Origin of the sequence: Psychrobacter sp. HD31, assembly GCF_051097895.1 — a bacterium.
Classification (GTDB): Bacteria; Pseudomonadota; Gammaproteobacteria; order Pseudomonadales; family Moraxellaceae; genus Psychrobacter.
This window is the reverse complement of sequence record NZ_CP142525.1, coordinates 206,948-221,614: the sequence shown is the minus strand read 5'-3', so window position 1 is coordinate 221,614 and position 14,667 is coordinate 206,948. Positions and strand designations below refer to the sequence as shown.

The 14,667-nt window shown below is 40.9% G+C and carries 14 protein-coding genes and 1 riboswitch; of the genes, 6 read left to right on the top strand and 8 right to left on the bottom strand.

Annotated features, from left to right (window positions below):
• The first annotated feature begins 390 nt into the window (after positions 1-390).
• On the top strand, positions 391-522 hold the full coding sequence (locus VH441_RS00905; RefSeq protein ID WP_434353618.1) for a hypothetical protein: 132 nt from the start codon (positions 391-393) through the stop codon (positions 520-522).
• Between the two features lie 61 nt (positions 523-583).
• Here VH441_RS00905 and trpA read toward each other — a convergent pair whose 3' ends face one another.
• The 8 genes from trpA to VH441_RS00865 all read right to left on the bottom strand — a co-directional run bounded on the left by trpA (position 584) and on the right by VH441_RS00865 (position 9,342).
• Entirely contained in the window at positions 584-1,444 is an 861-nt protein-coding gene (gene trpA / locus VH441_RS00900) for a tryptophan synthase subunit alpha (RefSeq protein WP_434353617.1), read from the bottom strand.
• Positions 1,445-1,453: 9 nt separating this feature from the next.
• Entirely contained in the window at positions 1,454-2,647 is a 1,194-nt protein-coding gene (gene trpB, locus VH441_RS00895; RefSeq protein ID WP_434353616.1) for a tryptophan synthase subunit beta, read from the bottom strand.
• A 15-nt stretch (positions 2,648-2,662) separates the two neighbouring features.
• Positions 2,663-4,078 (bottom strand): bifunctional indole-3-glycerol-phosphate synthase TrpC/phosphoribosylanthranilate isomerase TrpF, encoded by a 1,416-nt coding sequence (gene trpCF, locus VH441_RS00890; protein WP_434353615.1) that lies wholly within the window; start codon positions 4,076-4,078, stop codon positions 2,663-2,665.
• Positions 4,079-4,122: 44 nt separating this feature from the next.
• Positions 4,123-5,136: an anthranilate phosphoribosyltransferase gene (trpD, locus tag VH441_RS00885; protein WP_434353614.1), complete on the bottom strand. Its 1,014-nt coding sequence runs from the start codon at positions 5,134-5,136 to the stop codon at positions 4,123-4,125.
• Positions 5,137-5,158: 22 nt separating this feature from the next.
• Positions 5,159-5,788, bottom strand: a complete 630-nt coding sequence (locus tag VH441_RS00880) for an aminodeoxychorismate/anthranilate synthase component II (protein ID WP_434353613.1) — start codon at positions 5,786-5,788, stop codon at positions 5,159-5,161.
• Positions 5,781-7,451 carry an anthranilate synthase component 1 gene (locus tag VH441_RS00875; RefSeq protein ID WP_434353612.1) on the bottom strand — a complete coding sequence of 557 codons (1,671 nt, stop codon included), beginning with the start codon at positions 7,449-7,451 and terminating at the stop codon, positions 5,781-5,783. The genes VH441_RS00880 and VH441_RS00875 overlap by 8 nt, the downstream gene beginning before the upstream one ends.
• A gap of 174 nt (positions 7,452-7,625) precedes the next feature.
• On the bottom strand, positions 7,626-8,435 hold the full coding sequence (pssA, locus tag VH441_RS00870; RefSeq protein WP_434353611.1) for a CDP-diacylglycerol--serine O-phosphatidyltransferase: 810 nt from the start codon (positions 8,433-8,435) through the stop codon (positions 7,626-7,628).
• A 22-nt stretch (positions 8,436-8,457) separates the two neighbouring features.
• Positions 8,458-9,342: a 23S rRNA (adenine(2030)-N(6))-methyltransferase RlmJ gene (locus VH441_RS00865; RefSeq protein WP_434353610.1), complete on the bottom strand. Its 885-nt coding sequence runs from the start codon at positions 9,340-9,342 to the stop codon at positions 8,458-8,460.
• A 112-nt stretch (positions 9,343-9,454) separates the two neighbouring features.
• Positions 9,455-9,576, top strand: a riboswitch (TPP riboswitch).
• Between the two features lie 88 nt (positions 9,577-9,664).
• Between VH441_RS00865 and thiB the strand changes: the two genes are divergently transcribed.
• The 5 genes from thiB to VH441_RS00840 all read left to right on the top strand — a co-directional run bounded on the left by thiB (position 9,665) and on the right by VH441_RS00840 (position 14,522).
• A complete protein-coding gene (gene thiB, locus VH441_RS00860; protein WP_434353609.1) occupies positions 9,665-10,762 on the top strand; it encodes a thiamine ABC transporter substrate binding subunit in 1,098 nt (365 codons plus the stop codon).
• A 128-nt stretch (positions 10,763-10,890) separates the two neighbouring features.
• Positions 10,891-11,535: a transglutaminase-like domain-containing protein gene (locus tag VH441_RS00855; RefSeq protein WP_434353608.1), complete on the top strand. Its 645-nt coding sequence runs from the start codon at positions 10,891-10,893 to the stop codon at positions 11,533-11,535.
• A 1-nt stretch (position 11,536) separates the two neighbouring features.
• Positions 11,537-13,198 carry a thiamine/thiamine pyrophosphate ABC transporter permease gene (gene thiP / locus VH441_RS00850; protein ID WP_434353607.1) on the top strand — a complete coding sequence of 554 codons (1,662 nt, stop codon included), beginning with the start codon at positions 11,537-11,539 and terminating at the stop codon, positions 13,196-13,198.
• On the top strand, positions 13,191-13,868 hold the full coding sequence (gene thiQ, locus VH441_RS00845) for a thiamine ABC transporter ATP-binding protein (protein ID WP_434353606.1): 678 nt from the start codon (positions 13,191-13,193) through the stop codon (positions 13,866-13,868). Before thiP ends, thiQ begins: the two co-directional genes overlap by 8 nt.
• Positions 13,869-13,916: 48 nt before the next feature.
• Complete coding sequence (locus VH441_RS00840) at positions 13,917-14,522, top strand: 2OG-Fe(II) oxygenase (RefSeq protein WP_434353605.1); 606 nt, start codon at positions 13,917-13,919, stop codon at positions 14,520-14,522.
• The last annotated feature ends 145 nt before the right edge of the window (positions 14,523-14,667 follow it).

Here is a 14,667-nt window from a genome sequence, read left to right as displayed (position 1 = left end):
GACATAATCAAAGTTTGATTCATTTTACCAATTTTTTTGGGCTTCCCATGTATCAAGTTCAGTAATCTTTGATGCGATGATCGTAGTTCATCAAGGTAAATGCAGTCTCGACCTTGAAGAATTCCAAATTCTATCTCTATTTCTTTAACTTTATTCAATCGATAATTTTATTGCATAACAATTTATTATCTTGCTATCCTAGCATTGATATAAATTTATAACAATACAAGCTTTGTAGGTTAGTGTCGAGGTATCGAGAACAAACACCACAATTAAAATAGAACCATCGTTGGGTTTTATGCTTCAACCCAACCTACTCATTATATTTGCAATATTTTAACCAACCTCACCATAGGTGCGGTTTAGCCCTGATGGTAGCGGTTATCCTGCTTGGTTGAGTGGGATTGCGGTGGCTTGGTTTGGTGTGGCGACGTGGTAGCAAGCGACACGCCAAACCTTAGCCAACGCCCCATGCAAACAAGCAGATATGAGCGGACAGCAGGATTGGCTGAAAAGATTTAGTTGTTTTGCTTTAATAAGTATGAATGTTAGAAAGCAAATATCACACAAAATAAAGGTAATTCTAAGTTGTTGCTTGCTTCATATGCCTTACAAACTCACCCAGATTTTGTAAAGTCGACTGATGGTCATCAAGGTTGTTTTCGATAATACGCACAATTGCCGAGCCAGAAATTGCTCCTGCACAGCCATTATCTAGGGCATCTTTGACTTGCTCTGGCTTAGCAATACCAAAACCTTGCAATATTGGAGCAGAGTTGTTGGCTTTGAGTTTACTTACCAATTCATCAAGATTACCCGCAGATTCTTGATTATCCGCCGAAGTCACCCCAGCACGTGAGACAAGGTAGGTGTAGCCTTGGGTTAGACTCGCAACTTGAGCGATGGTTTGCTCCGTACCGTTAGGTGGGCAGATTAACACAGGTTGTACGCCATGCTTAACAGCAGACTGACAATATGGCAAACACTCCATCAATGGTACATCTGCCACCAGTACCGCATCCACGCCAATATCCGCACAGCGTTTATAAAACCCATCTAAAGTCTGAGCAAAAATCAAATTGGCACAGAGTAGCAGGCTGATAGGCGTATCAGGATATTTAGCACGCACTCTCTCAAGTAGTTTAAAACTGTCTTCGGTGCTATGCCCTGCCGATAACGCACGCTGGTTAGCCGCCTGAATGACTTCACCATCGAGCAATGGGTCAGAAAATGGCAACCCAAGCTCTAGTGCATCGGCGCCATTATTTACAAGTGTACAAATGATATCAAACGAGCGTTCTAAGTCAGGGTCGCATAGGGTAACAAAGGGTACAAATGCCCCTTCTCCAATGCTGTTTTCATTGCTACTAGGATTGCCCTTGCTATTGTTTTTTTGGGCTAATTCAGCAAGCATGGTATTAAATCTGGTCGTGACTTTTTTCATATCATTCTCCTATTGCTGAATCTCATTATCTAAAAATTTATCAACGGTAAATATATCTTTATCGCCCCGCCCTGATAGATTGACCACAATAATTTGTTCTTTGCCGGGGTTGTCATGAATAAGCTTCATAGCATACGCAAGGGCGTGTGATGATTCTAATGCTGGGATAATTCCTTCTTTTCGAGCCAATAAGCTAAAGGCATCCAATGCCTCATCATCGGTAATCGAACCATAGGTCACCCGACCAATAGCATGTAAATGAGCATGCTCAGGACCGACAGACGGAAAATCCAGACCTGCTGATATCGAATACGACTCATCAATTTGTCCATCGTCGTCTTGCATCAATGGCGACTTCATACCAAAGTAAATGCCCGTACGTCCATGTGTTAGCGGCGCACCATGTTCATCGGTATCCACTCCCTTGCCCGCAGGCTCAACTCCTATCAACTCTACGCCTTTTTCATCAACAAAGTCAGCAAACATACCTATCGCATTTGAGCCACCACCCACACAGGCGACAATGGTATCTGGCAAACGCCCTTCACGCTCTAGCATTTGGGCTTTTGTCTCCTCGCCAATCATCCGCTGAAACTCACGCACAATGGTCGGAAATGGGTGTGGTCCTGCTGCTGTCCCTAATAAATAATGGGCTTTATCATAGTTTGCAGCCCAATCACGCATCGCCTCACAACAAGCATCTTTTAATGACCTTGAGCCTTTATCCACTGCAATGACTTCTGCCCCCATCAGCTTCATACGAAAGACATTAGGCGACTGACGCTCAATGTCTTTTGCACCCATATACACTCGGCATTTTAATCCCAGCAACGCACATGCCAACGCTGTGGCTGTCCCATGTTGTCCAGCCCCTGTTTCGGCAATGATTTCTGTTTTACCCATGCGTAAGGCGAGCAATGCTTGTCCAAGCACCTGATTGGTTTTATGAGCCCCACCGTGGAGCAAGTCTTCACGTTTTAAATACAACTTAGCATTTGTGCCTTTGGTCAAGTTTTTGCACAGTGTCAATGCGGTTGGACGACCTGCATAATTTTTTAACAGCTCATGAAATTCCTGCTTAAAGCTTTCATCATTTTGAGCATCAATAAACGCCTGTTCCAACTCACAGAGTACAGGTACCAAAATTTCAGGCACAAACATACCGCCATATTCGCCAAAGTAGGAAGGAAGTTTCGTATTCATTATTAGTTTCCTTAATTAGGTTTCGTATTGTAGAGTTCTCTGAAAAATGCATTTTAATTTAGCCAAATCCTTCACACCCACGCTACTCTCCGCTCCAGAGTTAATATCTAACCCGAAAAATCCTTGGGCATTGGCATCGCTGATATTATCAATATTTAAGCCACCTGCCAGCATACTTTTTGCTTTAATCTCCGCAGGAACAAGTGACCAATCAAACGTCTTACCAGTGCCACCTGTTTGACTGCCGACTTTGCTATCAATAACAAAGCGGTCAACCTGTGGAAAATCAGGCACGATAAACTCAGATCTCTCTATGTCTACACTGATTGCTTTCCAAATCTGTACAGGTTTTGCCAATCTTTCACGCAATTCATTCACAAAGGCGTTATCTTCATCACCATGTAACTGCACCGCAAACAGATTTAAAGATTCCGCCACGTCACAGATTTGTTCAATCGATTGGTTTTGAAAGACAGCAACAAACTTAAGTGGTGCAGAATTGACAATCTGTTTTGCTTGCTCCAAGGTCAACTTACGCTTAGATTTCTCAGCAAATATCAACCCACCAAAATACGCACCCACTTCATAGGCAGATTTGGCATCGTCAGCCCGTGTTAATCCGCACACCTTATTTTCACCAAACACCACTCGACGGACAGCAGCATTAAGGTCTTCCTCTGCCATCAAGCTACTGCCGATAAGAAAGCCGTTGGCATACGGTTGTATTTGCTTAATATGCTGGTGGTTTTTTATTCCCGATTCACTGATGATAATTCTATCGGAGGGAATTGGTTGGGCAAGCTGTGCTGTACGATTAATGTTCACGCTCAAGTCGTGTAGATTGCGGTTGTTAATGCCGATGACTTTGGCATCTAAATTGATGGCACGTTGCACCTCGTCTTCGGTTGCTGATTCGGTCAAAACGCCCATACCCAAGTCATGGGCAAGCTCAGTAAGTTGGAGATATTCCTCATCCGTTAACACAGATAACATCAATAAAATGGCATCTGCCTGATGATAACGAGCCAAATACACCTGATAGGGACTCACGATAAAATCTTTACAAAGTATGGGCTGATGAGCAACTTCACGAACCTGTTTGATATAGTCAAAACTCCCCTGAAAGTATTTTTCATCAGTGAGTACAGAAATGGCACTGGCGTAGTGTTTATAGATATTGGCAATCTGTGTGGGAGAAAAGTCAGCACGAATCAGCCCTTTAGATGGCGAGGCTTTTTTGCATTCTAGGATATAAGCAGGGCTATGTTTGCCAGCAATGCCTATCTGCAAAGCGGTATAAAAATCACGCTCACTCGGCACAATCTCCGATTGGAATTGTTCCAATGGAAACTCAGCTTGTTTGTTGGCTATCCATGCTCGTTTATCGGCAACGATTTGCTTTAGAATGGTTGGGGTGTCTTGTTGGCTCATGTCAATACTCTTTGTCTTTTGACCTTTCGATTTTTTAGCATGGATTAGTAACTTCTCAATTGCTCAAGTGTTGCCATCGCTTTCCCACTCGCCAAATGCTCCATAATCATGCTTGCTGATTGTTTAATATCATCATGACCAAATAATTTCATTAGCATGGCGGTGTTCATAGCAACCGCTTGAGCATGGTGTTCATTACCTTGACCACTTAGCATATCAATGATGTCTTTGGCATTTTCGGTGGGTGTACCGCCTGCCAAAACAGACAGGGGTTGTTGGCTAAACCCAAAATCGGTTGGCGTGACTTGATAATGCTCAATTTTGCCATTTTTAATTTCTGCTACTTGAGTCGCACCATGTAATGCCACTTCATCCAAGCCACTGCCATGCACCACAAGGCTGTGTTCATGACCCAAGGCAACCGCAATGTTGGCATACATATCAATCAAATCTGGGCTATAGACCCCAAGCAGTTGACGTTTTGGTTTGGCTGGATTGATTAAAGGACCCAAATTATTAAAGATGGTACGGGTTTTGAGTGCTTGGCGTACGGGCACAATTTCTTTATAGCCTAGATGGTACTTTTGCGCAAATAAAAAACAAATACCCACCTTGTCTAAGGCTTGGCGAGCGATGCTAGGCTCTGCATTGATGTTCACGCCTAATGCTGTGAGCACATCGCTTGAGCCACTTTGACTCGATACGCCGTGGTTACCATGTTTGGCAACTTTAACCCCATAGTCAGATAAGGATGCCCCGACTAAGGCACTGGCGGTAGAAATATTGATGGTATTTGCCCCATCTCCCCCTGTCCCAACGATGTCGGCAAACGCATACGTTGGTGAGGCAAACGCCTTGGCATCTTGTTGTAAGGCAATCACTGCCCCTGCGATTTCTTCGGTGGTTTCTTCTCGTATCTTCAGTGCAAGCAATGCCCCTGCGAGCTGTTCGTTGCTTAATTCGCCTTTGACGATGGCAGTAAAAAACGTTTGGCTTTCTTTTTGGGTGAGTGTTTGGGCGTCAAAGAGTTTTTCTAAAAGTGGGTCGACGGTGTGCATGATGATTCCTGTTGTTAATATATTATGATTGTGTTGATATGGACGGCTCAAGCAACCAGTCTACCGTTTGCTTTAACAACTGCGAACCATGCAAGGTTAAAATGGATTCGGGATGAAACTGAAAACCACAAATCGGCAAACGGTTGTGCCTGACTGCCATAACAATGTTTTGTGTGTCTTTAGTATTGTCATCAACGTAATCATAACTGGCAGTCACCGTTAGCGTTTGCGGTAGGTTGGTACCACATAGTGAATGATAGCGTGCCACTGGCATTGGGTTTTTTAACCCTTTAAATACCGTTTGTTCATCATGCTTGATGTGCGATACCTTACCGTGCATCACCTCCCCTGCGTGAACCACTGTACCACCAAACGCCTCAATAATCGCCTGATGCCCCAAGCAAATCCCCAAAATTGGCACTGCGTCTTTTAACCGTTCAATGATGGCAAGTAGATTGCCTGCTTCGCTGGGGTTGCCAGGTCCTGGAGATAAGGCAAGCAGGGTATTTGGTTTATCCAATACTGCCTGAGTAATGGTGTCTAAATCAACATCATTGCGGTAAACCACCACTTGATGCCCAAGCACCCGAAATTCATCCACCAAGTTATAGGTAAAGGAGTCAAAATTATCAATAAAGATGATATTAGCCATTGTTCTGCTCCTTATCTTGTGCTTCGTTAATAGGTTGATTTTGTTTGCGTTGATGATGGCTATTGTCTTGATGGGTTTGCACAATTGCTTTAATCACAGCCGCTGCTTTATGACGGGTTTCATCTGCTTCTAATTGCGGGTCTGAATCAAGGACTTCTCCGCAACCCGCTTGGATATGGGCAATGTCATTTTGCACAAAGGCAGAGCGAATGACAATACAAGTATCAAGGTCACCATTTGAGGTAAAATAGCCCACCGCACCGCCATAACTATGGCGTTTTTGTTTTTCTTGCTGATAAATCAGTTGCATGGCTTTAATTTTGGGTGCACCTGTAAGCGTGCCCATATTCATACAGGCTTGATAAGCGTGTAAGGCATCTAGGTCAGCTTGTAATTTGCCCGTGACTCTCGATACCAAGTGCATGATGTGCGAATAGCGGTCAACCTGCATGAGCTTGTCTAGTTGGCGAGTGCCACTGTCACAAACTCGGGCAATGTCATTGCGGGCAAGGTCAACCAGCATTAAATGTTCTGCCAGCTCCTTTTTATCAAGGCGTAAATCAAGCTCCATACGTGCGTCTAGCTCTGGGTCAATGTTGCCATTGCTGTCAAATCCGCGTGGGCGCGACCCTGCAATCGGATAAACCTCCAGCTTGCGGTTGTCTTGTGTGTATTTTAGTGAGCTTTCTGGTGAGGCACCAAATAGCGTAAATGCCTCATCCTGCATATAAAACATATAAGGACTTGGGTTATTTTGTTTAAGCTGATGGTAAGTTGCCAGCGGACTTGGGCAAGCAAGCGAAAAACGGCGTGATGGCACAATCTGAAACACATCCCCATTATAAATATGCGTTTTTAACCGTGTGATGATGTCGATAAACTCTTCATCAGCGTAGTTTTCGCTAACGCCTGTTGGCACTGGCGTAATGGTTAAGTCTTTTAATGGCTGGCTTAGTTGCTGAACAATGGTATTGCTTTGTTGCGTCACTTCAGCTTGTACGCTTGGTTCTGCCGAGAAGTGGAAACTGTGTAAGACGCTTTGTTGATTTTCGTGGTCAGAAATTAATAACTGGTCAGCCAAATAAAAACTATAATCTGGGCAAGTAATGCCATCGTCCTCAAGGGTTATGCCCTGCATGGGGATAAACCCTCGCACCACATCGTAGGCAAACAAGCCACCAGTATAAACGACCTCGTTGGCATTGGCTTTGTTAAACAGGGTTTGTATCACTCGCAAACCATCAAACACCGTTGGGGCGTGTAGCTTGCTGTCTTCATCTAATCGGTTGTCGATACTGGCAAACGTAGCGATAAGCTGTTTGCGGTCATTGGCTGGTGTATCCGTGTCGCAATTATCAAGCGAAGCAAGTTCAATAGACTCTGCTTTATCGATAAGAGCCTGCTGGATACTGGGCAATAATGCGTTACCATTTTGGTTAAGTGCAATAAAGGTGACGGTTTGCTCATCACAAACAATGCGTAAGGCTGAGTTAACAAACAATAAGCTGGTTAAGCTATTTCGGCTTTCAATCTCGGCAGATTCCAGCAATAAGGTATTGGATTTGCCCTCGCAAATGCTGGCAAAGACTCTGGTTAAGTCGGCAGAGTATGGCACACCTTGGCTTTTTTTATCAAAAAAAACGGTTGTTTTATCCTTAAGCATAGCAAACCTTAAATATGTCATTAAATTAATAGGATACAAAGTATTTTTTAGTATCGTTCAAATAGTACCTTACAGGTTATTTCTACAAACTAGTATACTAGTACGCAATAAATATTAAAAATAAAAAAAAGTTATCAAATTGATAACTTTTAAAATAAAAACTACATATATAAGTTATTTTGCGGTAAAGCTGGTATAAAAACCAGACAACGCATAGCAGGTTCCTATCACAAGTACTCCCATTGGTATATCATAAATAGCAGCAGCCAACACAACCACACCTAAAATTAATACCCAAAAAGGGACACGTTGTCTATCAAACTCTTTAAAGCTGTAATATTTAACATTGCTGACCATAAGCAAACCACATATCACCACCCAAAGTGCTGATAAAGCAATCATGCTTGTTCCATAATTTTGCAGCAACGAATAATCTAAAGAAACCACCACAAAACTTGTAACCAACAAAGCCGCTAACGGACTTGCCAGCCCAATAAAGTATTTTTTATCTACCACATTAATTTGCACATTAAAGCGCGCCAACCTAAAAGCAGCACAGGCTGTAAATACAAATGCTAAGGCAATCCCAACTCGCCCAAGTGGTTGTAACGCATAGCTATACATGAGTATGGCAGGCGCAACGCCAAACGCCAACATATCTGCCAATGAGTCAAATTGCTCGCCAAAAGGGCTTTGGGCATTTAACATGCGAGCCACTCGCCCATCCATACCATCTAAAATGGCAGATAAAAATATGGCTAATGCCGCCTTATAAAAGTCACCCTGCATACTAGAAAGAATAGAAAAAAAGCCAGATAGCAAAGATAAAGTAGTAATCATATTAGGTACTAAATAGACCCCACGACTTACCGTATGCGCACCATCTGCTTCTATTTGTTTTTCTACAACTTCAAAAGTAAGACCACCATGACCATCATCATGTACAGGTTCTACTCTTTGTGGGTTGGTATTTTTTGTATCCATAATTATCTTTTTACTAACGTTGTTATTCACCAACTAACCATTTAACACGAAATGCCTCTTCCGCCGTCATTTGCGGTGCATCATCAGCTTTTAAAATTGGTTGTAAAAACTTAACGATTTGATGTGCATGGTTATCAAACTTCCAAGGTGGATTAATAATCAACATACCCGTACCATTCATGCCCACTGGTAAGTCGTTAGGATAAACATTTAGTTCACAAAGTAATTGTTTTTTAATACCTGTGCGCTTCATTTTTTTATGAAACAAGTTAACCGCATCGTTATTTTTTAGAGGGTACCATAAAGCAAAAATGCCTTGTGGCCATTTTTTATGGCTTTCGACTAACAGGTCAACAAGGTTGCTAAAATCTTTATGTTCATGCTCAAAAGGTGGGTCAATTAAAATCAGCCCACGTTTTTCTTTTGGTGGTATAACCGCAGGGATACCCTCAAATGCATTACGGTGATGGACACCAATTGGCAACTTATACACTTGATAGTTTAATACATCATACTCTTGCACTTGTGCTTCAAATGCTTCCGCTCGGATATCAACTTCTGGTTGGCTTTCCACCGCATTGGCAATCCACCAAGGTGAACCTGGATACACATGTTTATCATAAGTTTGTTTGGCAAGCTCTAACTGTTCTAAATATTGCAAAACAGCGGCAGGGGTTGCATCAGTTTTACCTTTACCAACCTGATTTAACTTTTGAATACCCAGCTTTGCTTCATCTGTTGCTTGTGACTCTTGACTGTTTAGCTTATAAAGTCCACGCCCTGCATAGGCATCTAATACATAAAAAGGTTTGCCTTTTTGACTAAGTTGGTTTAACAGTTGGATGAGTAAAACATGTTTAACAACATCCGCAAAATTACCTGCGTGGTAGGCGTGTTTGTAATTCATAATTATTAATACTTTTTACAAAAATTTAAAGCCACATACTAGCACATTAACCATTGTTTTTATACTGCAAACTGCTTGACCCTCCCCTACATTCTTGCCATAATCCAATTTAAAATTCTCATTGGGGTGCTGATTTTTTTAAGTGCAGTATAATCGCCAAAAAAAATTAGCTGAGATTAGACCCGTTGAACCTGAGGGTTAATACCCACGAAGGAATTTGAGAAACCTGTGTTTTACTTTTGCATTGCCAAAAACAACCTGATTCTTCTTAAATTTCTTTTTATTTTAATCTTTTTATTTATTAATTTAAAAAGGAAGCTACATGAAAGTATTTCATTCATTTCCCGCATTATCAGCTTTATCCATATCTTTGCTGGCACTAACTGCCTGTGATACACAAAAAACTGCCGAAACAACAACCCAAGCAGAGCAAACCAGCGAAACAAGCAACGAACAAGATAACAACAATGGCACAACAAGCCACGCTGGTAAAACCCTAACCGTTTATAGTTATGATTCATTTACATCCGACTGGGGACCTGCACCTAAGTTAAAAGAATCTTTTGAAGCAAACTGCAACTGTACAATCGATTTTGTACCTTTTGAAGATGGCGTTACCATGTTCAACCGTTTGCGTTTAGAGGGTGATAATCCAAAAGCTGATGTGATTATTGGTATTGATAACAACTTGCTTAACAGTGCCGAGGCATCTGGTTTATTTGCAAAAACTGACATTGATATAAGCAGCCTTGAATTGCCAATTGAATGGACAAACCAAACTTTTATCCCCTATGACTATGGGCAATATGCGTTTATTTACAACAAAGAAGCGTTTGCCAAAGATGGTAAAACCCCACCTAAAAGCTTAAAAGAGTTAGTTAACAATCAAAATTACTCGGTGATTTATCAAGACCCTCGTACCAGCACCGTTGGGCGTGGTTTACTTGCCTGGGTGAATGAGGTATATGGCGATCAGTCAGAAACTGCTTGGAAAGCCCTATCAAGCCATACGGTTACTGTGGGCAAAGGTTGGTCAGAAACCTACGAAGCCTTTAAAAATGGCGAATCAGATTTAGTACTTAGCTACAATACGTCTCCTTTATATCATCAAATCCATGAAGATACCGACAAATACGTTGCCGCAAGTTTTGATGAAGGGCATATTGTACAAATTGAGCTTGCTGCTCAGTTGAAAGCCAGTGATACACCGGCACTTGCACAAGACTTTATGGCATTTTTATTAACACCAGAAGCACAAAAAACCATTGCGACTAGCAATATCATGTTGCCTGTTATTAATACAGAAATTGAACCACATTTTGATGCTTTTGTACCTGAAAAAACACTGGCTGTTCCAACGCCAGATGATAAAACCGCAAAAGCGCAAATTGCTGTTTGGCAAACCGCAGTGAGTAAGTAAAAATCACATTAATTGCTGACGTGATTAGTTTTTAAAAAGACACTTTTTAAAAGATAGACAAGTTTTTATTTAACATATTTTTGGTAAATAACGGCTTGTCTATTGTTATTTATTCAATAGGCTAAAATATGACAATAAAGCTAACAACAACATCTGCACTAGCAGCGTATCTTGAAAGTTCAAAAGTCATTGATTTTGATGATGCACAAATTCAAACAATGGCTAAAAAATTAGCCAATGGCTTGAGTTCTGATATTGACATCGCTAAAAGCTGTTTTGAATTTGTACTCAATAAAATTGAGCATAGTGTCGATTATAAACGAAATGGAAAAAGCTGCCGTGCTTCGGATGTTTTACAACTTGGTCATGGATTTTGCTACGCCAAAAGCCATTTGTTAGTTGCATTACTACGCGCAAATAACATCCCAGCTGGGCTTTGTTATCAAAGACTGGTGCTATCTGATGAGCCTAATGAAAACGGACAATTTGAATATTGCCTGCATGGTTTGGCTGCCGTTTATTTGCCAAAAGTAGAAGGCTTAAAAGACAATAACGGATGGTATCGAGTAGACCCTCGCGGTAACAAAGCAGGCATTTTTGCCAAATTTGACCCGCCCACTGAGCAGCTAGCATACCCTATTACACATGTTGGAGAACAAGACTTTTCTCAAGTGTTTGCTGAACCTCTATCTTGCGTGGTTAGTCGTTTATCTCAATTTGAAGATTATCAAGAGTTAACAAAAAATCTACCCGATTTAAAAACTTTAATTTAATATGAATCTGCTTTCAACAATTCGACAAACCAAAAAAATCCGCCTTGTGGATGTTACGCTTGCATGCGCCGTCATGCTTTTTTTGTTTGGATTTTATGGCACTTCTGTTTGGCAACTGTTTAGTAATACTACAAGTGAGGGCAGCATAACCAATGCCCTACTCAGCGTGGTTAATGATAGCTACATCCGCCACGTGGTGGGTTTTAGTTTTTTTCAAGCATTTTTATCGGCTATTTTATCCATCAGCTTTGGTTTATTAACTGCACATGCGCTTTATTACCACGACTTTTTGGGTAAAAAACTATTATTAAAATTATTCTCATTGTCTATGGTTTTGCCCGTATTAGTGGCAATTTTTGGGGTGCTTGGCGTTTATGGAAAGTCTGGTTGGTTGGCAAGTTTAGCTGGCTGGCTGAGTACTTGGTCAAGTATTGATTGGCGACCTAATATTTATGGATTATCTGGCATTTTAATTACCCATGTGTTTTTTAATTTGCCCTTATCGGCAAAAGTATTTTTAAACGCTTTACAATCCATCCCCAACCAACAACGCAAGTTGTCTGCACAACTGGGTATTACCAATTTTAATTTTTTCCGCTTAGTAGAATGGGCTTATATACGCCAGCAATTACTCCCCATTTTTACTTTGGTATTTATGCTATGTTTTACTAGCTTTACCATTGTGTTAACCCTTGGTGGTAGCCCAAAGTACACAACGCTAGAGGTGGCAATATATCAGGCCGTTACTTTTAATTTTGAGTTAAAGCTTGCAGGGTTACTAGCTTTGCTACAATTTGGTTTTTGCTTTGTATTATTTTGGATCAGTACCTATTTATCTAGTGATACCAAAACCATGGTCAATAATAGCCAACCATACAAAGTACCTTTTGCTAAACCTTATCACATCGCACAAGGTTTTATACTCATTTTTGCCGTATTGTTTACAGCGCTACCCTTACTCAATGTTATGCTTAAAGCCACCGATATAAACGCTTGGGTAACCTCATTACAAAACCCTAGGCTATGGGTGGCTGCTGGGTTTTCATTGTGTATTGCAATATGTGCCGGTATCTTAAGCCTATTTTTTACTATTATGCTATTAATGGGAGCAAGGCAGTTTTACTGGGTAGGTTTAAATAAACTAGCCAATAATGTGGTTAATACGGGTATGATGATACTCTCGATACCAACATTGGTGTTGGCAGTTGGTTTGTTTTTAATGCTACAAAAATTTAGTATGGCAACCCCCATTTTGTTTAGCATCATTGTTGTTTGTAATGCACTCATGGCAATGCCCTTTGCATTGCGTATAATGGCACAGCCTATGTACAATAATATGGTTTATTATGAGCGGTTATGCCAGTCTTTGGGCATTCGTGCAATCAACCGTTTTAAATATGTTGAGTGGCAAAGCATAAAACAACCTTTATTGAGTGCATGGGCATTGGCAACCGCTTTATCGTTAGGTGATTTTACTGCCATCGCTTTGTTTGGTAATCAAAACTTTACCTCTTTGCCTCATTTGTTATATCAACAATTAGGCAACTATCGTAGCAATGAGGCAGCCGTAACCGCCTTTATATTGCTGATTTGTTCTGCTTTAATCTTTATTTTAGTTGAGCGTTATTCCGATGAGCATTCGAGCAACCACGCCCATGACTAAACAAATAACTAAACCCATGATACAACTTAACAAAACTACCTTTACTGGTTATTCCGACAACCATCAAAAAACCAATATGTATTTTGATGTATCCATTAACCAAGGTGAGCGATGTGCCATTATTGGTGCCAGTGGTTCTGGCAAATCAACATTATTAAACCTAATTGCTGGTTTTATTTTTCCAGACAGTGGCAGCATCATTCTCGATAAAAAAAATCACAGCAATACCAAACCTTTTGAGCGCCCTGTTTCTATGTTGTTTCAGGACAACAATTTGTTTAATCACCTAACCGTTGCAGATAACATTGGGCTGGGCTTACAGCCTAAACTAAAGTTTAATACCCAGCAAAAACAGCAAATCGTGCAAACCGCCAAGCAAGTTGGTTTAACAGATTTTTTAGATAAAAAACCCAATCAATTATCTGGTGGTCAAAAACAACGTGTTACCATTGCTCGTTGCTTGCTTAGGGAGCAACCAATCTTGCTATTAGATGAGCCCTTTTCAGCACTTGATAAAGCACTACGGCTAGAAATGATGCAATTATTAAAGCAACTTTGTGAAGAAAAAAACCTCACCTTGTTATTAGTCACGCATCAACCAGAAGAAGTACAAGACTTGGTCAACAAAACCATTTGCATAAAAAATGGAGAAATTGTTAATGTCGAATAACTTAAAATAACGCAACTTTAAATAAAAACCACAGGTAGTATAAAATCAATGTCAAACTTTCATGTCAATTGGGACAACGCATTTAATGACGCATGCTTAAATCAGTTTGTTGAGTTGGGCTATACTGTATTTGATGATGTATTTACCCACCCAGATTTATTGTCTTTACAGGCAGAAAGTGGATTTATTGACTACAAAGCAGCCAACTTAACGCAAGGACAAAGGCTTGATAATATCCGCGGAGACAAAACGCATTGGATAACCAATCAAGACCAGGCAGGCTTAGGCTATTTAAAGGCAATCGAATCACTGGCTCGTTTTGCAAATCGCACCTTGTATACTGGCATCCGCAATTGCGAGGCACATTACGCTTGCTACCCAGCAGGGTTTGGCTACCAGTGGCATAGTGATAACCCACAAAACCGAGATGAACGTGTATTATCTGCCGTGTTTTATTTAAACGACCATTGGCAAGAAAAAGATGGCGGAGCAATTGAAGTGGTTGATAAAACAGGCACACACCACACATTATTGCCTCAGGCAAATCGTTTGGTTGTGTTTGATAGCAACCTCATGCACCAAGTGCAAATTGCACACCGTGAGCGTTTTTCTATTGCTACTTGGATGAGACGTGATGGTGAAAATCAGCTGTAACCAGTGACTAAACGCACCATTATTTTTTACCACTTTATGTAAAGCTTATATCACAGGCCTTTGCCTATATTTATTTATGCTTAAAACTATGACAAAATAGCAACCCAATAATTTTTAAGTAATCAGCAAACCATAATCCACCCTT